Annotated in this window: 22 protein-coding genes; 7 read left to right on the top strand and 15 right to left on the bottom strand. The window is 72.5% G+C overall.

Annotated features, from left to right (window positions below):
* Positions 1-88 precede the first annotated feature (88 nt).
* Positions 89-781, bottom strand: coding sequence for a response regulator transcription factor (locus R9X44_RS33805; RefSeq protein ID WP_319818450.1), 693 nt, complete (start codon positions 779-781; stop codon positions 89-91).
* The gene (locus R9X44_RS33810; RefSeq protein WP_319818451.1) at positions 774-2,855 is read right to left on the bottom strand and encodes a sensor histidine kinase; all 2,082 of its coding nucleotides are present in this window, start codon (positions 2,853-2,855) and stop codon (positions 774-776) included. The genes R9X44_RS33805 and R9X44_RS33810 overlap by 8 nt, the downstream gene beginning before the upstream one ends.
* Before the next feature lie 176 nt (positions 2,856-3,031).
* Between R9X44_RS33810 and R9X44_RS33815 the strand changes: the two genes are divergently transcribed.
* The 3 genes from R9X44_RS33815 (at position 3,032) to R9X44_RS33825 (ending at position 5,057) form a co-directional block, all read left to right on the top strand.
* Positions 3,032-3,670 carry a hypothetical protein gene (locus tag R9X44_RS33815; protein ID WP_319818452.1) on the top strand — a complete coding sequence of 213 codons (639 nt, stop codon included), beginning with the start codon at positions 3,032-3,034 and terminating at the stop codon, positions 3,668-3,670.
* A 76-nt stretch (positions 3,671-3,746) separates the two neighbouring features.
* On the top strand, positions 3,747-4,436 hold the full coding sequence (locus R9X44_RS33820; RefSeq protein ID WP_319818453.1) for an acetoacetate decarboxylase family protein: 690 nt from the start codon (positions 3,747-3,749) through the stop codon (positions 4,434-4,436).
* A gap of 102 nt (positions 4,437-4,538) precedes the next feature.
* A complete protein-coding gene (locus R9X44_RS33825; RefSeq protein ID WP_319818454.1) occupies positions 4,539-5,057 on the top strand; it encodes a copper chaperone PCu(A)C in 519 nt (172 codons plus the stop codon).
* A gap of 214 nt (positions 5,058-5,271) precedes the next feature.
* Here the strand turns inward: R9X44_RS33825 and R9X44_RS33830 are convergent, their stop codons facing one another.
* Positions 5,272-5,445, bottom strand: coding sequence for a hypothetical protein (locus R9X44_RS33830; protein WP_319818455.1), 174 nt, complete (start codon positions 5,443-5,445; stop codon positions 5,272-5,274).
* A gap of 121 nt (positions 5,446-5,566) precedes the next feature.
* Between R9X44_RS33830 and R9X44_RS33835 the strand changes: the two genes are divergently transcribed.
* Positions 5,567-6,958 carry an FAD-binding oxidoreductase gene (locus R9X44_RS33835; RefSeq protein WP_319818456.1) on the top strand — a complete coding sequence of 464 codons (1,392 nt, stop codon included), beginning with the start codon at positions 5,567-5,569 and terminating at the stop codon, positions 6,956-6,958.
* Positions 6,955-7,701, top strand: a complete 747-nt coding sequence (locus tag R9X44_RS33840) for a Mut7-C RNAse domain-containing protein (RefSeq protein WP_319818457.1) — start codon at positions 6,955-6,957, stop codon at positions 7,699-7,701. The genes R9X44_RS33835 and R9X44_RS33840 overlap by 4 nt, the downstream gene beginning before the upstream one ends.
* Positions 7,702-7,902: 201 nt before the next feature.
* Here the strand turns inward: R9X44_RS33840 and R9X44_RS33845 are convergent, their stop codons facing one another.
* The 5 genes from R9X44_RS33845 to R9X44_RS33865 all read right to left on the bottom strand — a co-directional run bounded on the left by R9X44_RS33845 (position 7,903) and on the right by R9X44_RS33865 (position 14,317).
* Entirely contained in the window at positions 7,903-8,112 is a 210-nt protein-coding gene (locus R9X44_RS33845; RefSeq protein WP_319818458.1) for a hypothetical protein, read from the bottom strand.
* Between the two features lie 454 nt (positions 8,113-8,566).
* Positions 8,567-9,223 (bottom strand): UdgX family uracil-DNA binding protein, encoded by a 657-nt coding sequence (locus R9X44_RS33850; protein WP_319818459.1) that lies wholly within the window; start codon positions 9,221-9,223, stop codon positions 8,567-8,569.
* A 267-nt stretch (positions 9,224-9,490) separates the two neighbouring features.
* Positions 9,491-10,432, bottom strand: a complete 942-nt coding sequence (gene hemC / locus R9X44_RS33855) for a hydroxymethylbilane synthase (RefSeq protein WP_319818460.1) — start codon at positions 10,430-10,432, stop codon at positions 9,491-9,493.
* A 171-nt stretch (positions 10,433-10,603) separates the two neighbouring features.
* Positions 10,604-11,530: a hypothetical protein gene (locus R9X44_RS33860; RefSeq protein WP_319818461.1), complete on the bottom strand. Its 927-nt coding sequence runs from the start codon at positions 11,528-11,530 to the stop codon at positions 10,604-10,606.
* Positions 11,531-12,313: 783 nt separating this feature from the next.
* Positions 12,314-14,317: an AAA family ATPase gene (locus R9X44_RS33865; RefSeq protein WP_319818462.1), complete on the bottom strand. Its 2,004-nt coding sequence runs from the start codon at positions 14,315-14,317 to the stop codon at positions 12,314-12,316.
* A gap of 710 nt (positions 14,318-15,027) precedes the next feature.
* Here R9X44_RS33865 and R9X44_RS33870 point away from each other — a divergent pair.
* Positions 15,028-15,951, top strand: a complete 924-nt coding sequence (locus R9X44_RS33870; RefSeq protein WP_319818463.1) for a LysR family transcriptional regulator — start codon at positions 15,028-15,030, stop codon at positions 15,949-15,951.
* Here R9X44_RS33870 and R9X44_RS33875 read toward each other — a convergent pair.
* Positions 15,888-16,736 carry a LysR family transcriptional regulator gene (locus R9X44_RS33875; RefSeq protein WP_319818464.1) on the bottom strand — a complete coding sequence of 283 codons (849 nt, stop codon included), beginning with the start codon at positions 16,734-16,736 and terminating at the stop codon, positions 15,888-15,890. The genes R9X44_RS33870 and R9X44_RS33875 overlap by 64 nt on opposite strands.
* Before the next feature lie 97 nt (positions 16,737-16,833).
* Between R9X44_RS33875 and R9X44_RS33880 the strand changes: the two genes are divergently transcribed.
* On the top strand, positions 16,834-17,925 hold the full coding sequence (locus R9X44_RS33880) for an FUSC family protein (RefSeq protein WP_319818465.1): 1,092 nt from the start codon (positions 16,834-16,836) through the stop codon (positions 17,923-17,925).
* Positions 17,926-18,018: 93 nt separating this feature from the next.
* On the opposite strand, the gene R9X44_RS33885 is transcribed toward R9X44_RS33880, so the two are convergent.
* From R9X44_RS33885 to R9X44_RS33910, 6 genes are read right to left on the bottom strand one after another with little or no spacing between them, the layout of a single operon-like run.
* A complete protein-coding gene (locus R9X44_RS33885) occupies positions 18,019-18,984 on the bottom strand; it encodes a fumarylacetoacetate hydrolase family protein (RefSeq protein WP_319818466.1) in 966 nt (321 codons plus the stop codon).
* Positions 18,984-19,928, bottom strand: coding sequence for a VOC family protein (locus R9X44_RS33890; RefSeq protein ID WP_319818467.1), 945 nt, complete (start codon positions 19,926-19,928; stop codon positions 18,984-18,986). The genes R9X44_RS33885 and R9X44_RS33890 overlap by 1 nt, the downstream gene beginning before the upstream one ends.
* Positions 19,925-20,926: an amidohydrolase family protein gene (locus R9X44_RS33895; RefSeq protein ID WP_319818468.1), complete on the bottom strand. Its 1,002-nt coding sequence runs from the start codon at positions 20,924-20,926 to the stop codon at positions 19,925-19,927. Before R9X44_RS33895 ends, R9X44_RS33890 begins: the two co-directional genes overlap by 4 nt.
* Positions 20,923-22,029 carry an FAD-dependent monooxygenase gene (locus R9X44_RS33900; protein WP_319818469.1) on the bottom strand — a complete coding sequence of 369 codons (1,107 nt, stop codon included), beginning with the start codon at positions 22,027-22,029 and terminating at the stop codon, positions 20,923-20,925. Before R9X44_RS33900 ends, R9X44_RS33895 begins: the two co-directional genes overlap by 4 nt.
* 7 nt (positions 22,030-22,036) lie before the next feature.
* Positions 22,037-22,996: a cyclase family protein gene (locus R9X44_RS33905; RefSeq protein WP_319818470.1), complete on the bottom strand. Its 960-nt coding sequence runs from the start codon at positions 22,994-22,996 to the stop codon at positions 22,037-22,039.
* The gene (locus R9X44_RS33910; protein WP_319818471.1) at positions 22,993-23,955 is read right to left on the bottom strand and encodes a fumarylacetoacetate hydrolase family protein; all 963 of its coding nucleotides are present in this window, start codon (positions 23,953-23,955) and stop codon (positions 22,993-22,995) included. Before R9X44_RS33910 ends, R9X44_RS33905 begins: the two co-directional genes overlap by 4 nt.
* Positions 23,956-24,140: the final 185 nt, after the last annotated feature.

Raw genomic sequence — 24,140 nt, forward strand, 5'->3', positions numbered from 1 at the left:
CGGCAGCTCACCTCGGCACCACAAGCACGGGAGGCGGTCGGCGACGGCCAGGCCCGCAGCGCGGTTCTGGGATCGGCGGGGGCGCGGGTCAGGGGCGGCCCAGACCCGCGTCGCGGGCGCGGATGATGGCTTCGGCGCGGTCTGCCACGTGGAGCTTGGTGAAGATGTTCGAGACGTTGTTGCGGACCGTCTTCTGGGACAGGAAGAGGGTCGCGGCGATCTGGGCGTTGGAGCGGCCCGCGGCGACGAGCTCGATGATGTCGCGCTCGCGCGGCGTGAGCTGCGGGAACACGTACTCGCCGGGCCGCGGCGACGCGGCGGGCGTCGGCTCGGCGGCTCCCGGGCCGCCGAAGAAGTCGGCGACCCGGCGCGCCATCGACGGGCCGAAGATGACGTCCCCGGCGGCGACGCCGCGGATCGCGCGGACGATCTCCGCCTGGTTCGCGCCCTTGAGCAGGTAGCCGCGCGCCCCGGCGCGCATCGCCGCGAACAGGGTGGCGTCCTCCTCGGCCATGGTCAGGACGACCACGCCGATGTGGGGGCTCGCGGCGGTGACCCGGCGGGTCGCCTCGATCCCGTCCATGCCGGGCATTCCGACGTCCATCACCACGATGTCGGGCTGGAGTTCGGCCGCGCCCGTGACGGCCTCGGCCCCCGAGGCCGCCGTGCCGACCACGTCGATGCCGGGGACCGAGCCGAGCAGCATGGCCAGTCCGTCGCGGTAGACGGGGTGGTCGTCGGCGAGCAGGATCCGCAGGGGCTCGTCGGGTCGCTCAGGCAACTGCGGTCTCCATCTCCAGGGGCAGTCTCGCGCGCACAAGTGTGCCACCGCCGTCCGGGCAGGTGACGGCGCAGTCGCCGCCCAGCTCGGCGGCGCGCTCGCGCAGCGACAGCATGCCGACGCCCGCGGCGGTGTCGCGGCCGATTCCCGAGCCGTCGTCGTGCACCTCGACCTCAAGGACGTGGCCGCGCGCGGCGAGGGTGACCTCGCAGCGACCGGCTCCCGAGTGCCGTACGACGTTCGCCAGCGCCTCCGACACGATCCGGTAGGCGGCGACCTCGACGGCGGCGGGCAGCCCGTCAAGGCCGTCTCCGCCGACCACGACGATCTGCAGGGAGGTCGAGCGCAGCCTGTCGGCGTGCTGTTCGACGGCGCGCAGCACGCCCAGCTCGTCAAGCGCGGGCGGGCGCAGGTCATGGACGAGGCGGCGCACGTCGGCCATGACGCCGGAGACCTCCGCGGCGGTCTGCTCAAGGATCGCGTCGGACCGCTCCGGGGCGCTCACGGCGAGGTTGCGGGCGAGTTCGATGCGCAGCGCGACCGCGCCGAGGCTCGGCCCGAGCCCGTCGTGCAGGTCGCGGCGGAGCCTGCGGCGCTCCTCCTCGCGGGCCGCGACGAGCTTGGCGCGGATGCGCTGGAGGTCGGCGCTCAGCTCGCTCGCCCGCGCCGCGGCCGCGGCCTGGCGCACCAGGTCGCCGAGCAGGCGCTGGTCGCGGTCGGTGAGTTCGGCACGGCACAGCACGAGCCTGCCGACGGCGTCGGTGGAGTAGACGACGGGCAGCGACACCGAGGGACCGCGCGCGACGCCGTGTTCGACGACCGAGCGGGTCCCGTCGGGCCGTTCGATCTCGACCCGCACGTACGGGAGGGCGAACGCGTCGGCGACGGTCCTGGCGAGCGCGCCGAGCTGCTCTTCCGGGCCGCTCGCCTGGTCGAGCCGTGCCGCGAGCGTCGAGACCGTGGCGTAGGGGTCGTCGCGGGAGCCGTGCACCAGACGACGGGCGAGCCGCCAAAGCCAGGTCCGCAGGGGTGCGTAGGCGACGGCGACGACGGCGATCGCCGCGAGGGCGGAGTCCCGTTCGCCGAGGACGCCTCCCGCGACGGTGAACACGGCGACGTCGAGGGCCACGACGACGGCGGCGAGCAGCCCGTACAGGACCGTCGCGGGCAGCAGCCTGTCGATGTCGTACAGGCGGTACTTGGCGACCGCGACGAGGATCGCCAGGGACGTCAGGGAGATACCGGCGTAAAGCAGTAGGACCGGGAACCCAGAGCCGAGCAGAGGCGGAAGGACCAGCACCCCGAGGTTGACCACGGCCGCCCACAACAGCCACCGGATCTGCGCCCTGCCCTCGGCCTCGGCCTTGCGGTACCTGTGGACGACGACGGCCACGGGCACAAGGAGCGTCACCGGAAGCGCCGCGTGGGCGGCGTGCACAACGCCGGTCCAGAACTCGTCGGACATGCCGACCGGGATGGGGTCGAGGGTGAGGCGCGCCATCTCCGGCGGAGGAGACCCCTCAAGACGCGCGACCACGGACGACGGCACGAGCGCCCACACGACGGGCAGCAGAGCCGTCAGGCCGAGGCTGAACACCGACAGGACGCGCCAAGGACGCGCGGCGGGGAGCCGTCCGTCGGGGAAGAGCAAGAGAAGCAGCGGAAGCCCGAGCATCAGGGCGGCCCCGAAGCGGGCGTACAGAAAGAAGGCAGCCGATAGCCCTGGAAGGCCGGGCTCCAGATAGACGCCGTGGATAACCCACGCGCCGGCCAGCCCGTTCAACGCCCAGTGCAGGCCGCTCAGCGTGAGCGCCCACGCCACGGGATGCCTGGGCAGGCGGTAGAGGAGCAGCCCTCCGGACGCCACCTGGACGAGTCCGCACAGCGAGGCGGTCCATCCGACGCCGTCGATGCCCGTACCCGGGGGCAGATCCACGACCGCGTTACGGGTGTCGAGTACGGCAGTACAGACGGTGCAGGCGAGGGCGAACACCGTGAAGAGGGCGGGCAGAGCGGCGGCCTTCCACGGCGACGCCGCGCGGCCGGACGGCACTGCGGGGGGCGCATCGGTCACGTCCGCCATTGTCGTCTTTTCCTGGGCTTCCTCCCAGGGACGCGCGTCCCGGGACCGGGTGGACGCGGCTCGGGCGCGGATCGGGGATGGACGGCTCTGCCGGCTCGGGACGGCGGGCGCGGAACGTAGGAGGCGTCGCGGTGAGCGCCGCGACGGATCCAGAACCGGAGGAAACCATGCGCACTCACGTCACCGACCAGCGGGCCACGGCCCGCACCGACGGCCCCGCCCCCGCGCTCGACCGCGGCCCGAGCCGCGCGGCGATCCGCCGCGCCGGGCTCGGCCTGACCGCGGGCTCGCTGACCTGGGCCGTGGCGATCTGCGCGCTCGGCAGCGACGGCGAGGGCGTCGCGGGCAGGATCATCGACCTGACCGGCCTCGCCTTCCAGCTCGGGGTGTTCTGTCTGCTGTGGGTGCAGATGCGCACCATGGCGATCGGCACGTCGAAGGCCGCGCGGTTCGCGCTGCGCGCCGAGGCGGTCGTCCTCGGCCTGGCGAGCGTCTGGTCGCTGCTGCACGGCGTGCTGCCCGCGTCCCAGGCCGACGCGCCCTGGCTCGCGGTCCTTGACATGGCCTGGCCGCTGTCCATGCTCGGCATGGCCGTCATCGCGGTGAAGCTCGCGTTCGCGGGCCGCTGGCGCGGCGTGCTGCGCGGATGGCCGCTGGTCGCCGAGAGCTGGGCGCTGGTGTCGGTGCCCGCCTACGGGATGTTCGGCCCGGCGATCGCGGGCTGGGTCGGCGGCGTCCACCTCGTCGTCGGCTACGCCACGCTGGGCGTCCTGATGGCGCTGCGGCCCGAGCAGACCGCTCGGTGACCGGAACCGGGCCCGGCCCCGGCGCACCGGGGCCGGGCCTTGAGACTGGAGTCTAGAACCTGTTCTACTGAGGACCATGCACCTGATTCAGGGACGCCAGATCACCATGCCCGTCGAGATCCGCAAGGCGAGGGTCGCCTCCGCGATGTACGCGGTGCCGGCGCGCACCGCCCAGAGCGTCATCGGATACAGCGGGCTGCGCGTGCTGCGCCCGGTCCCCGGCCTCGCGGTGTGCACGCTCGCCTTCATCGAGTACGAGGACGGCGACCTCGGCCCGTACCACGAGTTCGCCGTCGCCTTCCTCGTCCACGGGGAGGGCGAAGGCGCATCCCCCGTAGGGGCGTTCATCCACTGGCTGCCCGTGGACGGCGAGTTCACCCTCGACGCAGGACGGACCATCTGGGGCTTCCCCAAGGTCATCACCCACCTGCCCATCGACTGGTCGAGCCCCCAACGCGCGGCCGTCCACGAGAAGGACGCCCTCGCCGTAGCCCTCCAGGTCAAGCCCGGCGTTCCCGTCCCCGCCAATGCGGGCGCTACCACCGTGGACGCTTACTCCTGCCTGGACGGCATCACCCGACGCACCCCCTGGGTGATGAACCCTTCGGGAGTTCGTATGCGCCCCGGCGGAGCGACGGTCCTGCTCGGCCCCCACCCGGCCGCCGAAGACCTCCGCCGCCTCGGCCTCGACCGCCTCCCCGCCCTGACCACCACCACCGTCTCCCACCTGCGCATGACCTTCGAGGACGCGGTCCCCGTCGGCTGACCCGAGGCTCTCGCTCCCGGCTTTGCGGTCGCATGGGGTGTGGGGTGTTTTGCCGGGAGGGTTCTGCTGGCATCCCCACAGGGAGCGAGTTTTGGGGGGACGATGAGGATCGGTGCGGTCGCGGCGCTCGCGCTGCTCGGCGTGCTGTGCGGGTGCGGGTCGGACGTCGACGAGTCCGGGTCGGTGTCGCCCGAGGCCGGCGTCGACGGGCAGGTGGGCAAGGTCGACCTGCGCGACGTGTTCGTCCTCGGCGGCGACAACGGGGCCGACCTCCCCGCGGGAGGGTCAGCGCCGGTCTACCTGACGCTCGTCAACCAGCCCGCGGGCGGCGAGACCAACGGGACGTCCGGCACCCAGGCCGAGGACGACGTGCTCCAGTCGGTCACCTCGCCCGCCGCCGCCTCGACGGAGATCGTCGGCGGCCCCGTCAACCTCCCGGCCGGGCAGGACGTCCGGATCGGCCCGGACGCGAAGATCATCCTGCGGAATCTGACGGCCGCCCTGCCGAGCGGCGGGAACATCGAGCTGACGTTCACGTTCCAGAAGGCGGGCACCGGCACGGTCAGCGTCCCCGTGCAGGAGCGGCAGGAGAGCCTGAACACCTACTCTCCCGCGCCCTGAGGGAGTCGCCGCCCCCGCGGACGGCTCCCGGACGCCGACCGGACCGACGCCCCCGATCGCGTCGGGACACGGCGCCTTCGCCGCGTCCCGTGCGATCGGGCCTGCGGGCGGCGTACGGACACCGTCACGCGTAGCGGACCAGGAGCCTTCTCCTGAAGGAGAAGACCGGGTTCCGGGCGCGGGTGACGCGCCCGGAACAGACGTCCGAACGGGGTCAGGTACCGCGGAGTTCGCGGCGGGCGCGGGCGGCAAGCGCGTGGATCTTGGCCTCGGTGGCGCGGAGTTCGGCTTCGGCGCGGGCGGTCCGCGCGGCGGCGGCACGCTCACGGGCGGTCGGGCGGTGGTCGGACTCAGGGTGTCTGCGGAACCACTTCATGTCACCACTCATGCCCCAGAGTGCAAGTATTAGTACTTAACGTGGCAAAGGTCACCCAATTCCCGTCGGATAAAGCACTGGAATCTTGGCGAACTAGGGACAAACAGGGCGATACAGGGATCGGTTGCTGGGCATGGCCGACCCCATGACAGCCTTCGACGAGCTGCGCACGGCGCTGCGCGGCGACCTCATCCTCCCCGACGACCCCGGGTACGACCGGGCACGCGCGGTCTACAACGCGATGATCGACAAACGTCCCGCCGCCGTCGCGCGGTGCCGTGACGTCGCCGACGTCATCACCTGCGTCAGGTACGGGCGCGGCCAGGGCCTGACCCTCGCCGTCCGGGGCGGCGGCCACAACGCGGGCGGCCTCGGCGTCTGGGACGACGCGCTCGTCATCGACCTGTCGGCGCAGCGGAGCACGTCCGTCGAACCGCAGGGGCGCACCGTCCGCGTGGACGGCGGCTGCACCTGGGGCGACGTGGACCACGCGACTGCCGCGTTCGGCATGGCGACGCCGTCCGGCATCATCTCCACCACCGGCGTCGGCGGCCTCACCCTCGGCGGCGGCATAGGGAACCTGTCCCGGCGCTGCGGCCTCACTGTCGACAACCTCGTCTCCGCCGACGTCGTCCTCGCCGACGGCTCCTTCGTCCGCGCCTCGGCCGCCTCCCACGACGACCTCTTCTGGGCGCTGCGCGGCGGCGGAGGCAACTTCGGCATCGTCACCTCGTTCACGTTCGGATGCCACGACATCGGAGACAAGGGCCTCATCGTAGGAGGACCCGTGCTCTACGACCTCGCCGACATGGGCGACGTCCTGCGCTGGTACCGCGAGATACTGCCGACGCTGCCTTGGGAGCTCAACGGGTGGTTCGCCCTTGTGACGGTTCCGCCCGCGCCGCCCTTCCCGGAGTCTCTCTGGGGTCGCAAGACGTGCGCGATCATCTGGTGTTACAGCGGCCCGCACGACCAGGCGGACGAGGTCCTGTCCCCCGTGCGGGCCTTCGGGTCACCCCTGCTCGTCGGCCTCTCCGCGATGCCCTACACGGCGTTGCAGAGCGCGTTCGACGCCCTCTACCCGCCCGGACTCCAGTGGTACTGGCGGGCCGACTTCTTCACCGAGATCACCGAAGAGGCCATCGAGGTGCACAAGACGTTCGCCGAACGGCTGCCCACCCCGCAGTCGACCATGCACCTCTATCCGGTGGACGGAGCCGTCTCCCGGGTGCCGTCCGACGAGACCGCCTTCGCGTACCGGGACGGCGGATGGGCGGGCGTCATCGTCGGCGTCGACCCGGACCCGGCCAACGCCGCCGCCCTGCGCGCATGGGCACGCGAGTACTGGCAGGCGCTGCACGGGACGTCAGCGGGCGGCGCGTACGTCAACTTCATGATGGACGAAGGGCAGGACCGCGTACGGGCGTCCTATAGGGGCAACTACGAACGGCTCACCGCGGTGAAGGCGCTCTACGACCCCGATAACGTCTTCCACGTGAACCAGAACATCCTTCCTGCGGCGTGAAGGACCCCGCGGAGCTCTCCCTGTTCTTCGCGCCGGACCTCCGCCTGTTCCTCCGTCCCCACGACCGCGCAGGACATGTGCGCGTACGCCATGACGGGACATCGTCGCTCGGCCACGTCGTAGAGGCCGCGGGTGTGCCGCTGACCGAGGTGGGCGGTCTGGAGGTGGGCGGCAGACAGGTTCCGCCCTCCTACCGGCCCAAGGGCGGGGACGAGGTTCACGTCATCCCCGTCACCCGGCCGCAGGAGCTGCCTCATCCGGCACGCTTCCTGCTGGACGTGCACCTCGGCGCGCTCGCCCGTCGGCTGCGCCTCGTCGGCGTCGACACCGCGTACGAGCCCGCGCTGGACGATCCCGGCCTTGTCGAACTCGCCAACGTCGAACGCCGGGTCCTGCTCACCCGGGACCGAGGACTCCTGCGACGTCGTGCGCTCTGGCTCGGCGCCAACGTCAGGGGCGACGACCCCGACGACCAGTTCGCCGACGTCCTCCACCGCTTCGCCCCTCCCCTGTCCCCCTGGACGCGCTGCCCCGCTTGCAACGGCCCGCTGGAGCACGTCGCGAAAGCCGACGTCCACGATCTCCTCCCCGCAGGCACAGCGCGCACCTATGACGAGTTCGCCCGATGCTCCCGGTGCGGCCGTCCCTACTGGAAGGGCGCTCACCACGGCCGCCTCGCGGAACTCGTCAGGACGGCGCAGGGCATCACCCGGGCGGAACGGACGAGCGGGAACCCCGCCTAGCGCGGCCGGAGCGCGACCCGTCAGGAGCTCGGCCTACGGAACCCGTCTGACGCGCGGCTGGAGCGCGATTCCGTCAGGATCTCGGAGCACAGAACCCGACTGACGCGCGGCCGGGGCCGATCGTGTCGGGCGGTGACGCCGCCCGGGCTCTCGACCTCAGGCGAATCCGCAGAGAGCTCCCGGGCGTCGGACGGGTGGGGGTTACCAGCGCAGGTCGAGGTCGACGTCGTCGTCGAAGTCCTCGATGCCGGTGACGAGCGGGTCGTCGCTTGGCGTGTGGACCGCTTCGGCCGATGCGGGCCTGGCGAGCGCGGCGGGGATGCCGGTCGTCGCGAGGCCCACGAGCACGGCCAGCGCTCTGGGGGCCGTCATCCGACGGCCGCTCCGGGAGCGCGAGAGACTGCGGTTCACGGAAGGCTCCTTCCGTCCCCGGCGGCAGCCGCCGGATCGAGGCGCGGGAGCGCGGACAGCACTCCCCGTCATCACTCTAAGTATCCATTTACCGGTCGAAAGTAACATTCCAACATTTCCCTACACTTCCTATCGGGAATTCCGGAAGCTCGCCGCGAGAGCCGCTTGCAAGCCAGCCCACAGCCCACTGGAGGCCCGTACGACACACCAGCCACGCGCGTACCACCTCCTGACATTCTGTGGCCATATCCCGACAGGCAGTGATCTGTTACTCCCCGGCGAGGGGGATGTCGTATTGGCATCATCACAAAAAGTGACATGCTTTTGCCGAACGCGAGATCACCCGGAGGTGGATCATGAACATGCGACGGTCTTCGTGCGAAGCCGCGACCCGGCCCGTCGGCCCCGCGCTGTCCGGGCCGCCGGGCCGCGCACGCGAGGAAGGCGCGCGGGGTCACCCCAGCAGCGACGCCACAACACGCAGGTCGGCGACGAGACCCGCGTACGCCTCGGCCCTACCCTCGGCACGCAGCACCGCCGACGGGTGGACGGTCGCCACCAGCCGTACCCCGGTCTCCCGCTCCGGCCGGGCACCGAGCGCGTCGAACGGCGGGCACGCCTGGACGACGCCGCGCTCACGCGTCACCCGGAACGACGGCCCCAGCAGCGAACGGCCCGCGACCGCGCCGAGCGCCACCACGACCGAGGGCGACACCACGCCCAGCTCGGCGGCCAGCCACGGGCGGCACGCGGCGACCTCGACCGTGTTCGGCGACTGGTGCAGCCGCCGCTTGCCGCCCTCGTTGCGGGTGAACCTGAAGTGCTTCACCGCGTTCGTGAGGTACACGTCCTCGCGCGCGAGACCCGCCTCGGCCAGCGCCCGGTCGAGCACCCGGCCCGCCGGGCCCACGAACGGCTCGCCGCGCCGGTCCTCCTGGTCGCCGGGCTGCTCCCCCACCAGGACGGCCCCGGCGCGCTCCCGGCCCGCGCCGAACACGGTCTGCGTGGCGGGCTCCCACAGGTCACAGCCGCGGCACTCCCGCGCCGCCTCCCGCAACCGGGCGAGATCCGCCTTGTCGGGCACGAACGGCGCGGCGCTCTCCTTCGCCATGCCCCTGTCCCTACCCCGCCCGCGTGCGGAACGACGCGTCTTAGCCTGGCCCGGCTTCGAGCGCGGGGCTCGGGATGGCGAGCCATGCTCGACGGGCCGGAGTGATCCGGACGCGCCGACCGCGCGGCGACGCCGCCCGGTCCTGGCCACGGCATCGGCGGTCTTCGCGACCTCGTCGGGGCCCGTGACGTCGGCGATGCGTCCGACGCGTGAAAGCGGCCTGTACGGCCGGTCAGCGGTGGGTTGGTTGTTTTTCTGGGGGTGGGATCAGTGCGGGATGGAGTCGATCACTTCGCGGGCGCCCTGGCGGAGCAGGGCGACGGCGACGGAAGTGCCAAGGGTCGCAGGGTCAAGCGGGCCCGCCCACTCGTGGGCGTCGAGGACCGTCTTGCCGTCGGGCGAGAACACGCGGGCGCGCAGCGACAGGCGGCCGTCGCGCTCGGCGCGGGCGAAACCGGCGATCGGGCTGTTGCAGTGCCCCTGCAACACGTGCAGGAGCATCCGCTCCGCGGTGACCTCGCGCCAGGTGTCGGCGTGGTTCAGCACCGAGACCGTCTCGATGAGCTCGGCGTCGTCCTCGCGGCACTGCAGGCCCAGCACGCCGGCGCCGATCGGCGGGCACAGCGCCTCCACCGGGAGGATCTCGGTGATCCGCCCGGACTCTCCGATCCGGTGCAGGCCGGACACCGCGAGCAGGAGCGCGTCGAACTCGCCGGCGTCGAGCTTGGCGAGCCGCCGGTTGGCGTTCCCGCGGATCGGCAGGCACCGCAGATGCGGGTGGGACGCGGCGAGCTGGGCCACCCGGCGGACCGAGGAGGTGCCGATGGTCGATCCCTCCGGCAGCTCATCCAGGGTGCGTCCGCCCGGGTGGACCAGGGCGTCGCGGATGTCGTCGCGCTTGAGGTAGCCCGCGAACACCGTGCCCTTGGGCAGCGGGCGGTCGGCGGGGACGTCCTTGATGCAGTGCACGGCGATGTCGGCCTCCCCCGCGAGAAGGGCGGCGTCCACCTCCTTGGTGAACGCCCCCTTGCCGCCGAGACCGAGTTCGGAAAGCGGTCCCTGCCACTTGTCGCCCGAGGTCGTCACGGGAACGACCTCGGTGCGGATCTCCGGGCGCAGGACGGCGAGTTCGCCGCGGACGCGCTCGACCTGGGCGAGCGCCATCGGCGAGGCGCGGGTGACGATGCGGATCACATCAGGGGTGGCCATGACAGGCATCGTATTCCGCCACCGCCCGACTCCGATGAGGAGTCCGGACGACCACCGCGGAGGTGTCGGAGGAAACCCCGGTTCCCGGCCGACCGAATAGAGGGAACTCGTCGGGTATGGCGTGTGCTCCTTGGCCTCTTGGTCGGGGACCCGGAGCCCGGCAATGGCCGATCAGCGGCCGGGCGCGGCAAGGCGACGGGCGTGGAGTTCCGCGCCGAAGCCGAGGATGTGGTCAGCCCCGGCCCTGCGCAGGGCCTCGTGGTACTCGGCGATCCCCGCCGCGCCGAGCTCGCGCAGCGCGCCGAACTCCCCGCTCGTGGAGTAGGCGACAAGCGGCACGTCCTGGTCGGCGCGCAGCGCGGCGAGAACGTCCATCGCGGTCATGACCGGCTGCAACGTCAGGGAGTCGGCGCCTTCCGCGACCCATCGGCGGGCTTGGCGGAGCGCGTCACGGTCGGCGCGGCCCGGCTCGAGCTGGAGGCCGCGGCGGTGTCCGGCGACGGGGTCGGTGGCCATCAGCGCCTTGAACGTGCCGTACAGGACCGTGTGGATCGCGATGTTCGGGTTCACGCCGACGTCGTGGTGGCCGGTCTCGTCAAGGGCCGCGCGGACGGCGCGGACCGCCCCGTTGAGCATCGCGGTCGGCGACACCGCGTCGGCCCCCGCCTCCGCGTGCCGGACTGCCATCGCCGCCATGAGGCCGTAGGTGGCGGCAAGGTCGATCTCGCCGTCAGCGCGGCGAAGGACGCACTCACCGCTGTCGGTCCAGGCGCAGCCGCAGACCTCGGACGTCACAGCGAGCTCGGGAGCCGCGCCCTTGACCTCGGCGATCGCAGCGACCATCCGGTTCCCGGGCAAGAGCGCCCCCGTGCCGCGACCGTCACGGTCATGCCCGTAGGCGAAGACCTTCACCCCGCCAAGCCCAAGCCCCGCCCAACCCCGAACGGCGCGCGGCACGTCGCGCAGACCGAAGGCCCCGGGCAGCCCGGCTCCTTCGGCGGCGATGTCGTCGGGCAGGACGAGCAGCGGAGCGGAGAGGTTGACGGGAGTGAGCGGCGGCGGCGCGTACAGATCCCTGAGGACACGGCGAGCCCGCACGGGATCCGTGCCCTCCCGCACCCCACCCACCCGAACACCATGACGCGTCACCGAACCATTACATTCCGCCGCCCCCGCCCGCGCCATAGCCTCACGGCCAGGATCACACGGCCACAACCCAAGCCCCCAATCCCGATACATGACAAAGCGGGCATATCAGAGAAGCCCCCCAGGCGGCCTCCACACACCGGACGAACCGCCGACCCACCGGAACTGCGAATCGAGAAGCGGCCCACCGCACACGACGCGTTTCCAACGATTCGCGCCCAGACACACCAGGAAGACGCAGGCCGAGAAGCACCCTGTCCAAGAAGCACGGAGCCCAGAGGCACGGGGCAAACAAGGCACGAAGGCACCGAGGCACCGAGGCTGAAGCCGCAGGGCCGGGAAGGGCAAGCCGGGAAGCACAAAGCCAGCAGAACGCGCGAAGTGAACCCACAGCCCCGCGAGACGCAGGCCGCGCAGGGCTGGGGGCGCGGGCCGGGACACGGCGGGCCGAGACACGCGCAGGCCGAGACGCACATGATCGGGAAGCACGAGTCGAGAGGAGCGCGAAGTAGACCCGCGACGCCCGAGACGCGGGCCGCGCAAGACTGGGAGGCGCGGACCAGGGAGGTTCGGGCAGCGAGCAGGGGCCAGGAGGTGCGGGCCCGGGACACGCGGGGCGCAGGGCCCGGGACACGCGGGGCGCAGGGCGCGGGGCGCGAAGCGCGGGGCGCGAAGCGCGGGGCGCGGGGCGCGAAGCGCGGGGCGGGGTGGGGTGGGGGTGGAAGGACTTGGGGGTTAGGGGGTGGGGGTTAGGTGTGGGGGGAGGGGGGTGGCGTGGAGGAGGGTGAGGGAGGTGACGGCTCGGGTGAGGGTCACGTAGAGGCGGGCCAGGCCACGGGGTTCCGCGGTGACGATGGCGGAGGGCTCGACCACGACCACGTGGTCGTATTCGAGGCCCTTGACGAGCGGGGCGGGGACGAGTTGGACGCGGGCGGAGCCGGTGTCGTCGGGGGTGAGCACGGAGTGGGGGATGGATTCCGCCTCGAGGAGGGAGGAAAGGGCGGGGATGTCGGGTTCGGCGGCGACGAGGGCTATCGAGCCCTCGCGCGAGAGGAGGTCGCGAACGGCTTCGATGGACGACTTCGCGGGGTCGGGGGTCTCCCTGACCGTGAGAGAGCCCCGGCCGGGGCGCAGGGACGTGGGGACGGCGAGACCCGGCGCGATCGACGGGAGGAGGCGGGCTGCGTAGTCGAGCACCTCGCGCGGCACCCGGAAGCCGATGGTGAGTTCGGTGACCTCGCCTTCGCGGCCGAGGTGGTGCAGGACGTCGTCCCAGCTGCGGGCCGACCAGGGGGTGGTGCCCTGGGCGAGGTCGCCGAGGACGGTCGCCGAGCCCGTCACGCAGCGGCGGCCGAGCGCGCGCAGCTGCATCGGCGACAGGTCCTGCGCCTCGTCCACGACCAGGTGGCCGAGCGACGGCGTGCGTTCGATGAGGTCGCCGAGCTCGTCGAGGAGGGCGAGGTCGGCGGCGGTCCAGCGGGCGGAGCGGGCCGAGCGCGGGGCCTTCTCCCACCGCAGCGCGGCCTGCTCGTCCTCAGTGAGGACGCCCTTGGCGGCGCGGGCGAGGAGGTCGGCGTCCGAAAGCAGCCGGAAGAGGACCTGCTGCGGGGTGAGCTTCGGCCAGACCTGGTCCACGAGCGCCTTGACGGGGCGGCTGCGCGCGACGGCGTCGTGGACGCGGTCGTCGGGTGCCTCGCCGCGCTGCTCCATCAGCACGAGGACGCGGTGGGCCAGCCGACGGGCGAGCGCTTCGCGGCCGGCCGCGTAGCGGGTGGTCCCGCGCAGTTCGGCGACGAGCTCGCGGACCTCGTAGTCCGGGACGCGGAAGCGCGCGCCTCCCCGCACGACGAGAAGGCCCTCCTCTGGCCGGTTGACGTGCAGCCACAGGGCCTTGCGCAACACGTTGACGAGCCTGGCGTCGCCCTTCAGCGCGGCCCGCCCGTCGGGTTCGTCGGCGGTGGGCCCGCCGAGGAGGTCGGCGACGGTCGCCTGGTCGACGCGGACCTCGCCGAGCGCCGGGAGGACGCCGGCGATGTAGGAGAGGAACGCCCGGTTCGGGCCGACGATGAGCACGCCGGACCGGCTCAGCCGCTCCCGGTGGGTGAACAGCAGGTACGCCGCGCGGTGCAGGCCGACGGCGGTCTTGCCGGTGCCCGGCGCGCCCTGGACGCAGACGGTCTTGGCGAGGTCGTCGCGCACGATGACGTCCTGCTCGGGCTGGATCGTGGCGACGATGTCGCGCATCGGGCCGGTGCGCGGGCGTTCGATCTCCTCGGTGAGCAGCCGGGACGCGCCGAGTTCACGGCCGTCGAGGTGCTCGTCCTCGAACGCGGTGAGCTCGCCGCCGCGGAAGCCGAACCTGCGGCGGCGGGCGACGCCCATCGGCTCGGCCGGGCCCGCCTGGTAGAAGGCGCGGGAGACCGGCGCGCGCCAGTCGAGGACGAGCGCCGCGCCGCCGTCGTCGTGGACGTGCCGCCGCCCGACGTAGACGGTGTCGGGAAGGTCGCCTTCGGCGTGGTCGAGGCGGCCGAAGAACAGTGGCGTGTCCGGATGGTCGGCGAGCGCCCTCACCCGCTGGTCGAGCAGCGACTCAAGGATCTGCGCCGACACCCAGTCCCCCGCAGCGTCCGCGGAAAGCGACTCCGCGTGCTCCCGCATCCGCCGCAGCGCCTCCCGCGCCTCCCCCAGATGCGCCCGCTCCGCGGCCAACACCCCGGCCGCCCCTTCCTCTCCACTCATCCGCCCACTCCCCCAACTCAGCAAACGAACCCACAATCCTACCCCACCCACCGAACCCCAAACCCCAAACCCTCCCTCACCTCCTCTCCCCTCCCCTACCTCCTCTCCCCTCCCCACCTCTCCCTCTGCCCCACCCTGCCTCCCCACCTCTCCCCACCCTGCCTCCCCACCTCCTCTCCCCCTCCCCACCCTGCCTCTCCCCCTGTCTCCCTTCCCCTCCCCTCTTCTCCCCTTGTTTCCGCTTCCCTCCCTGCCCCTGCCCTCCCCCTCACACCCGGCGCTACGACGCCGCACGTGGGCACGGGTGGGGAAGCGCGGGGCGAGGGCCGCGGGGGTGAGGGGGCTCGGGGTGCTGAAGTGCGGGGCGTGTGGCGGCAGAAGCGCGGGGGCGCGGGGGCGGGGGCACAGGGGCGCGGGCGTGTGAGGGGGCGCGGGCGTGTGACAGGCGCGGGCGTGTGACAGGCGGGGGCGTGTGACAGGCGGGGGCGTGTGACAGGCGGGGGCGCGGGGGCGCCGGGCGGATGGGCGCTGTGCGGGAGGGCAGGGCCGGGGGTAGGAGCACGGCGTGTGAGAGCGGGCGTTTCCAGAGCAGGTGCGGACGTGGGGTGTGGGGTGTGGGGTGTTGGGGTGGGGCGGCGGCCGGAGGGGGCTGAGGGTGGGGGTGTGGGAGTTGTTGGGGGGCTCGTGGGGGTGGGGCGTAGGGTGGGAGGGTGCGGGGGAGGCAGGTTGAGTATGTGGTGGCGGTGGTGGAGGAGGGGTCGTTCAGTGAGGGGGCGCGGAGGGTTCGGGTTAGTCAGTCTGCGTTGTCGCAGCAGGTCAAGGCGTTGGAGGGGGAGTTGGGGTATGCGTTGTTCATCAGGGGGGTGGGTGGGGCCCGGTTGACGGAGCGGGGGCGGGAGTTTCTGCCGCATGCGCGGGCGGCGTTGGGGGCGGCGCGGGCCGCGGTGGCGGCGGCGCGGGATGCCGCGGCGTTGGAGGGCGGGGAGTTGCGGGTCGCGGCGTTGCATTCGATGGCGATGGGGCTTGTGCCGCCCGCGTTGGGGGTGTGGCGGCTGGCGCATCCTGCGGTGCGGGTGGCGCTGACGGAGTATGGGCATATTGATCTGCTTGCGGCGGCGATGGAGCGTGGAGACGCCGATATCGGGGTCGGTACCGAGCCTGCGGGGTGGGCTGGGCCGTTGCGGGTGCTCGGGGAGGAAGAGCTGATGCTCGTTCTGCCGGAAGATGATCCGTTGCTTGAGCGGCCGAGTGTGCCGCTTGAGGCGCTGGCGGAACGGGCCTGGGTGCTTTATGCAGCGGATTTTGGGCTTTCGCCGCTGTTGTCGAGGGTTTTCGCGAAGGCGGGGTTCGTGCCGCGGGCGGCGGCGCGGGTGCATCACACGGCTACGGCGGTGGAGTTGGCGGCGGCGGGGCTTGGGCCGGCGCTCGTCCCGGCCGACGTGATCGGGGCGCGGCACGCGGCGAGCGCGGTGCGTCCGGCTGAGCCGGTGGTGCGGCGGCTCGTCGCGTTCACCAGGGATGATCCGGCTCCGGCGGCGAGCGCGTTCGCGGACTTGCTCGCCGCGCACGTTCACCGGCCGAGCAGCACCGCGACGAAGCGGGACGCGGCGGGCGAGGGGTCGTCGGACAGGTAGGCGGCGAGGGTGCGGCGGATGGGCGGGGAGGGCTGGACGGCGACGACGGGCAGGCCGGGTTCCAGCACCCCGGTCGGGACGAGCGCGGGGCCGAGGCCCGATGCGGCGAGCTGGAGCGCGGTCGCGCTGTGGTGGGTGCGGACCGCCGCGCGCGGCGCGAATCCGGCTTCGGCGCAGGCTGCGGCGACGAGCGGGGCGAGCGCGTTGCCGGAGTCGTACAGGACCCAGGGGCGGTCGGCCAGTTCGCGCAGCGGCAGCGGGGAGCGGGCGGCGAGGGGGTCGCCGACGGGCAGGACGATGACGAGTTCTTCCTCGCCGAGTTCGTAGACGGGTCCGTCCCAGCGCGCTGGGAGCGGTCCGACGCCGAGGTCTGCGCCGCCTGCGGCGACGTGCCGTTCCAGTGCGGTGCCTGAGGCGAACTCGGCGACCTCGACCTCCGCGCCGGGTTCGGCGGCGAGCCAGGTCCGGACGGCCGGGGGCACGACGCCGAGGGCGATGGAGTACATGGTGGCGATGCGGAGCGTGACGGGTCCTGGTGCGCCCGCGCCGAGGGCGAGCCTGGCGCTGCGCAGCGCGGCGACGGCGTGCGGGAGGTACTCGCGGCCCATCGGGGTGAGCAGGACGCGTCCTGGCAGCCGTTCCAGCAGCGGGACGCCGACGGCGCGTTCCAGGGCTCTGATCTGGTGCGACAGGGTGGGTTGCGTCACGCCGAGCCGTTCGGCGGCCGCGGTGAAGGATCCCTCCTCCACGACCGTGACCAGGTATTCCATCTGCCGGAAGCTCACAGGGGCCATCGTAAAGGGCGCTATATAAGCAACGTCTATACCCATCGGTCAGATCGTGTCTTTGACGCATGGGAGCTGACCGGCGATCGTTGAGGGCATGACAGCGTTCGCAGACAGTTTCCGGGACCGTACCGGGCGGCTGCGGGTCATGGCGCTGCCCATCGTCCAGGTCGCGCTCGCCGCGGGCCTGGCGTGGATCATCGCCACCCGGCTGCTCGGCCACGACCGTCCGTTCTTCGCCCCGATCGCGGTGGTGCTCTGCATCGGCGTGGGCCTCGGCACGCGCCGCCGCAGGGTGTGGGAGCTCGTGGCGGGCGTGAGCGTGGGCGTCGGGGTGGGCGATCTGCTGATCTCGCTGATCGGCGGGGGCGCGTGGCAGATCGCGCTGGTCGTGGCGCTGGCGATGGCGGTTTCCGTGCTGCTCGACGGCGGGACGCTGATCTCGTTGCAGGCCGGGTCGTCGGCGGTGCTGGTGGCGACGCTGCTGCCGCCGGGCGGCACCGGCGGGATCGACCGGATGGTCGACGCGCTGGTCGGCGGGCTTGTCGGGCTCGTCGCGGTGGCGCTGCTGCCCGCCAACCCGGCGGGGCTCGCCGCGAAGGCGATCAGGGAGCTGCTCGAGGAGCTGTCGGCGGCGTTGGAGGCCGCCGCGGCGGCGCTGCGCGAGCGTGATCCCGAGATCGCGGCCGAGGCGTTGGAGCGGGCGCGCGGCTCGCAGGGGACCGTCGACAAGTACCGCGACTCGCTGGTCACCGCGCACGAGATCGCCGCGCTGTCGCCGCTGCACCGGGCGCGCCGCGACCGTCTTGAGACGTACGCGACGGCGGCCGAGCCGCTCGACCACGCGCTGCGCAACGCGCGGGTGCTGCTCAGGCACACCGTCGCGATGATCGAGAAGGGCGAGCCAGCGCCCGACCTGCTGGTCGACGGGATGGGCGAGCTCGCCCAGACCGCCGTCCGGCTCAGGGACGAGCTCATCGCGGGCGGCACGCCGTTGCTGACCCGCAGGGTGCTGCGCCGCACGGCGGCGAGGCTGGACCCGGTGCCGCTGCCGCCGCTCGGGTTCTCCGCGCACGTGGTCCTCGCCCAGCTCCGCTCGCTTGCGGTCGACCTCCTGGAGGCGACCGGCGCGGAGCACGAGGAGGCGCTCGCCGCCTTCCCGCACCGCCCCGCGACCCGCGCGTCCTGATCACCCCGGAAACCCCTTTTTGACGGGGACCACAGATCGCCCTCGGAACCGGTTTCCCTCCCACCGGAAAACCGGTTCCGAAAGGCGTCCCTCTCAAAAACGCGGGCGGATACGGCGCTCCCGCCGACGCGCGCGCGGCAGCGGCACCGGCTCGGCCCCCGGAACCACCCGGTTGACCACCGACCCGATGCCCTCAACGGTCAACGTCACGGTGTCCCCCGGCCCGAGCGGCGGGGGCTGTCCGGTCCCGTCCCTCCCCCACAGCTCGGCGAGGCACCCCCCGTTCCCGCAGGTCCCCGACCCGAGGACGTCCCCAGGCCGCAGCTCCGCCCCCCGCGACGCATACGCGACGAGCTCCTCGAACTGCCACCCCATGTTCGACAGCAGATCCCGTCCGATGACCGCCCCGTTGACCTCGGCGGTCAGCCCGAGCCCGAGGAACCCTTCGTCATCCCGGTAGGGCTCGAGCTCGTCGGCGGTGACGATCCACGGCCCGAGCGTCCCGGCGAAGTCCTTGCCCTTGCACGGCCCGAGGCCGACCTTCATCTCCAGCGCCTGGAGGTCGCGCGCCGACCAGTCGTTGAAGATCGTGTACCCGAAGATGTGCTCCTTCGCCTGCGCGGGCGTGAGGTCGCGGCCCGCCTTCCCGATGACGACGGCGACCTCGAGCTCGAAGTCGAGCACCGCGCTGCCCGGCGCCATGGGCACGTCGTCGTACGGCCCGATCAGCGAGTGCGGGTTGGTGAAGTAGAACGTCGGGGCCTCGTACCATCGGTCGGGGACCCCGGCGACGCCGTCGATGCTCTTGCGGATGCCCTCGACGTGCTCCTCGAAGGCCACGAAGTCACGCAGCGTCGGCGGTTCGAGCGGCGGCCCGAGCCGCACCTCCGCCAGCGGCACGCCGGGCGCGGCGAGCGCCCGCGCGACGGCGGCGTCGCGCTCGACCGGCGTCCGGCCGAGGAACCCGGTGAGTGAGCCGACCTCCAGCGGATGGACCAGCTCCCCCGCGACGACCCCGCAGCGCGCCCGGCCGTCCCGGGCGAAGCTCACGTACCGCATCAGACGGGAGGGGCGACGAACACGCCGCGGTCGACGTCGTTGAACGATTCCTTGGCGACGAGCTCGTTCATCGGGTTGGCCGTCCCCCACTGGTCGGTGACCTCGGGCTGGGAGAAGTCGTACACCGACGGGTGCCAGGCGTCCTCATCCAGCAGTTCGAGTTCCGTCGTGTACTCGACGGTGTTGCCGTGCGGGTCGAGGAAGTACGTGAAGGTGTTGTCCCCCGCGAGATGGCGTCCCGGCCCCCAGATCTTGCGCGCGCCCGACCTGATGACGCGTCCGCTGCCGCGCATGTACTCCTCGATCCCGCGCATCTCGAACGACAGGTGGTGCACCGAGGCGTGCGGCCCCTTGGCGATCGCGAGGCTGTGGTGCTGCGGGTTGCAGCGCATGAAGTGCATGACGTCGCCCATGTGCGGGCTGGACAGGGTGTCGGACAGGGCGAAGTCCAGGTGTTTCTCGTACCAGGCGCGGGTCGCGGCGAGGTCGGGCGAGTTCAGGACGACATGGGACAGCCGCACCGGAACCGCCTCCTTCTCCTCAAGCCTGCGGTGCGGGCGGACCGCGACGTCTGCGGAGACCTCGATCGTGCGGCCGTCGAGGTCGAAGAAGCGCAGGCCGTAGCCGCCTCCGGGGGTGTCCAGCGCGCCCGGCTCGCGGATGATCCGCACGCCGGACGCGGCGAGGCGCGCGGCGAGGGCGTCGACGTCGGCGGGGGTCGCCGCGCCGAACGCGACGAGGTCGAGGCGCTTGTCGGCGGCCTCGCGGATGCGCACGATGTACTGCTCGGGCGAGCCGACGGCGGCCAGGAACGACAGCCCGGTGTCGGTCGCGACCTCCTGGAGGCCCCAGACCCCGGCGTAGAAGTCACGCTGCCTGGCGAAGTCGGGCACGGCGAGGTCGACGTGCCGCAGATGGGTGATGAGCCGCGTTCGGCTTGTCATGTGGTCACTTCCTTGATCGCGAAGAGGCGGGCGGCGGTCCCGCCCGCGACGGCCGCGCGCTCGGCGGCGGTGAGGCCCGCCGCGTCGAGCCGGGCGAGGGGGTCGGCGACGCCCATGTCGAACGGGTAGTCCGAGCCGAGCACGACCCGGTCGGCCCCCACGGCGGCGACGAGGGCGCGCAGCACGCCAGCGTCGTGCACGAGCGAGTCGCACCAGATCCGGCGCAGGTAGGCGCTGGGCGGCTCGGCGCAGGTCCGCGCCTCGGGACGCACAAGCCAGCCGTGGTCGGCGCGGCCCAGGTAGGTCGGCAGGTAGCCGCCGCCATGCGCGGCGACGATCTTCAGCGCGGGGTGCCGGTCGAGCACGCCCGCGAAGATCAGATGGGACAGCGTGACGGCGTTCTCGACGGGCTGGCCGACGATGTTCGACAGGTAGAACCGGTCGAGCCGTTCGTCGAGCGTGCAGCCGAACGGATGGACGAAGACGACGGCACCCGTCGCGGCGGCGTGCTCCCAGAACGGCTCAAGCCGGGCGTCGGAGAGTTCGACGCCGGGGGCGTGCGAGGAGATCTCGACGCCCTTCAGCCCGGCCGCGAGCGCGTGGTCGAGCGCCTCGGCCATGAGCGCGGGATGCTGGAGCGGGGCGAGCCCGAGCCCGTACAACCGGTCCGGGGCCTTGGCGCAGTGCGCGGCGGTCCCCGCGTTGGCCAGCTCCCAGACCGTCCTGGCGGCGGTCTCGTCGGTCCAGTAGTGGTAGTGCGACGGCGACGGGCTCACGATCTGGACGGCGACGCCCTGCGCGTCCATGTCGGCGAGGCGCACCGGGACCCGGGTGAGCTTGGGGATGCGCGCGCCGACCATCGGTCCGGAGACCGCCAAGGACTCCGGCCCGTTACGGCGTGCGTCAAGCGCGCGGTGTTCGGCAAGGCCGGGCAGGTCGGCGACCGCGGCCTCGATCTCGGGGAGGATGACGTGCGCGTGCACGTCAACGACGGTCACGGCAGCTCCGTCAGCAGGGCTGAGGTACGGCCCATGACGCCGGGGAGGTCGCCGCGTTCTCCGGCGAGCTGCCACCGGCAGATCTGGACCGACGCCTCCACGACGGCGCGTACCCGGGGAAGACGGCGTGCGGCGTAGGCGGCGAGCGCGTCCGGCGCGCCGGACAGCAGCAGCTCGGCGAGGACTGCGGCGTCCTCAAGGCACATCGCCGCGCCCTGCGCGATGGTCGGCGGGCAGGCGTGTGCGGCGTCGCCGACGAGCACGACACGGCCCCGGTGCCACGGCCCGTCCACGAGCAGCGACTCGAACCACGTGTAGTGCACGCGCGCGCCCTCGGTGAGGTCGGCGCGGATGCGCGTCCACGCGCCGCCGTAGCCCTCGGCGAGCCGGCGCATCTCCGCGACGGGTTCGAGCGCGGCGACCTCGTCCTTCGGACGGGCCCGCTCGACAAGGTAGGCGTACATCTCGGTCGTGCTCGTCGGACAGTAGCCCGCGATGTAACACGGGCCGCCGTACGCGAGGTCGGTACGGGTGACCTCCTCGGGCCGCCGCGTGTGCACCCGCCAGATGCCCATCCCGACGGGTTCGGGCCGTGCCTCGATCCCGATCAGGGAGCGGACGTGCGAGCGGATGCCGTCCGCGCCGACGACGAGGTCGTAGGAGCCGGTGGAGCCGTCGCGGAAGACGACGTCGACGCCGTCGCCGGTGTCGGGGAGCCGCTCGACGGTCGAGCCGAACCTGACCTTCACCCCGGCGTCGCGCACCGCCTTGTGGAGGATCTCGGCGAGTTCGGGGCGGTTCATCCCGAGGGTGGCGGGAAGGTCGGGGCCGCCGGTGCGCGCGTCGGGGAACTCGGCGATGACCGTGCCGTCGGGGGCGCGGATGCCGAGCTCGTCGAAGGCGAAGCCCCGGTCCCGGACCGCCTCCCAGACGCCAAGCGCGCGCAGTTGGCGCAGGGCGTTGCCCTGGAGGGTGATGCCCGAGCCGAGCGCTGAGGCGTCGGCGTTGATCTCGGCGATCTCGACGGTGACACCGCCGCGCGCGAGCAGCACGGCGAGGGCGGAGCCGGCGACGCCGCCGCCGACGATGAGGACGCTGTTCATGGGCGGCTCATTTCAGTGCGAGGGGGTTCACGGGGGAGCCGACCGCGCCGGTGATCGGCAGGGGCGGCGCGGCGAGCAGGAACTCATGCACGCCGTCGTTCGCGCAGTCGGCGGCGAGGGCGTCGAGGTCCCACATCTCGCCGACGAGCAGGCCCATGTTGGGGATGACGACCTGGTGCAGCGGCTGGAAGGCGTTGTCGAACTCGTTGGGACGCACCTCAAAACCCCAGGTGTCGGTGGCGATCGCGGCGATCTCGCTGCGGTACAGCCAACCGGCCGTGGTGAACGACAGGCCGGGTGCCGGGCCGCCCGCGTAGTCGCCCCAGCCGTCGCGACGGGCGCGGGCGAGCTGGCCGGTGCGGACCAGCACGATGTCGCCGGTACCCACCGAAACACCCTGCGCCGACGCGGTCGCCGTCAGGTGCTCCTCGGTGATCGCGAAACCGTCAGGAAGCTCCCCGTTCGCGCCGATCACCCGGCCGACGTCCAGGAGCACTCCCCTGCCGACGACGGGCGCGGCGAGGGTCTCGATCCCCGTGACGAGGTCGCCGTCGGAGGTCACGACGCGCTCGGCGGGACGCCCGTTCCACGCCTTGCCGTGGTCGAAGATGTGCCCGAGCCCGTCCCACTGGGTCGAGCACTGCAACGGCATCGCGATCACATCGTCCGCGCCGCCGATCCCGTGCGGAAAGCCCTGAAGGCCCAGGGCCGCGTCGGTCCCGGTGTCCAGCATGGTGTGCACCGGGTTGGTGCGCCGCCGCCAGCCCTTCTGCGGCCCGTTCATGTCGAACGACTGCGCCAGCGAGAACGACACACCACGCCGCACCAGCCCCGCAGCCTCACGCCGCTTCGCCTCGGTCAGGAAATTGACGGTCCCGAGCACATCATCCGCACCCCACCGCCCCCAATTCGAGAACGCGCGGGCGGCCTCAGCGATCGCACCCTCCGGATCGGTCCAGTCGATCACCGGACCACCCGGTTCCGCTGCGTCCCGAGCCCCGTGATCGACCCCTCCATGACGTCGCCGTCCTGGAGGAGAACGCCCCAGTGCATCCCGTTTCCCGCCGGACTGCCGGTCAGGACGACGTCCCCGGGAAGAAGCCGGGCGGACTGGGAGATGTACGACACGAGCCGCGCCACCCCGAAGATCATGTCCTTGGTGGACTCGTCCTGGTACGTCCTGCCGTTCACGTCGAGCCGGACGGTCAGGTCGGTGACGTCGCCGACGAACGCGGCGGGCACGAGCCACGGGCCGAGCGGCGTGAACGTCGGGAGGTTCTTCGAGCGCTGCCAGTCGGTGCCGATCTCCGGCATGTCGCGGCGGAACACGGCCTCGCGGGCGGTCAGGTCGTTGGCGATCGTGTAGGCGGCGACGTGGTCGAGCGCCTCGGCCTCCGACACCCGGTAGGCCGCGCGGCCGATGACGGCGGTCAACTCAAGCTCCCAGTCGGGCTTGGCGACCCAGTCGGGCACGACGACGTCGTCATAGGGGCCGGTGATCGCGCTGGGCAGGCCGGTGAAGACATACGGGAGGTCCTCGGCGGCGCGGCGGTCCATCAGCGCGGCGGTGTCGCGGCGGATCTCGGCATCGGTGCGCGGGTCGTCGGGGGTGCGGTGCGCGACGGCAAGGTCGATGACGTGGGTGCGGTAGTTCGCGCCGGACTGGAACACCTGCCGCGGCTCGACCGGGGCGAGCACGCGCAGGTCGGCGAGGGCGAGCCGTGGCCCGTCGGACGCGGCCAGCGCGCTCAGCCGGGGCAGCGCGTCATCCCACTCGGCGAGGATGCCGCGCGTGGTGCCGGGCAGCCCAGCGCCGGTGAGGTCGCGGACCAGGTCGCCGGTGACGATCCCGGCGAACTCGCGGCCCTCCCCGTCGGCGAACGTGCCGAGGGCGAACGGCCCGGCCTGTGACTCATGTGTTGACATGGGGTTTCCTTCCGGTGAATCACGGTCAACTGTGGCCGCCGTCATGGGATTTGGGAAATAGATAAGAGGTATAGGCGCTATCTGCTGAACAGATAGCCGTGGGGGGGGGGGGCGCCCGCACCCCCCCCCACCCCCCCGCCGCCCCCCCCCCCCCCCCCCCCCCCCCCCCCCCCCCCCCCCCCCCC

The sequence above is a fragment of the Actinocorallia sp. A-T 12471 genome (assembly GCF_033875155.1).
In the GTDB taxonomy this organism is placed as follows: Bacteria; Actinomycetota; Actinomycetes; order Streptosporangiales; family Streptosporangiaceae; genus Actinocorallia.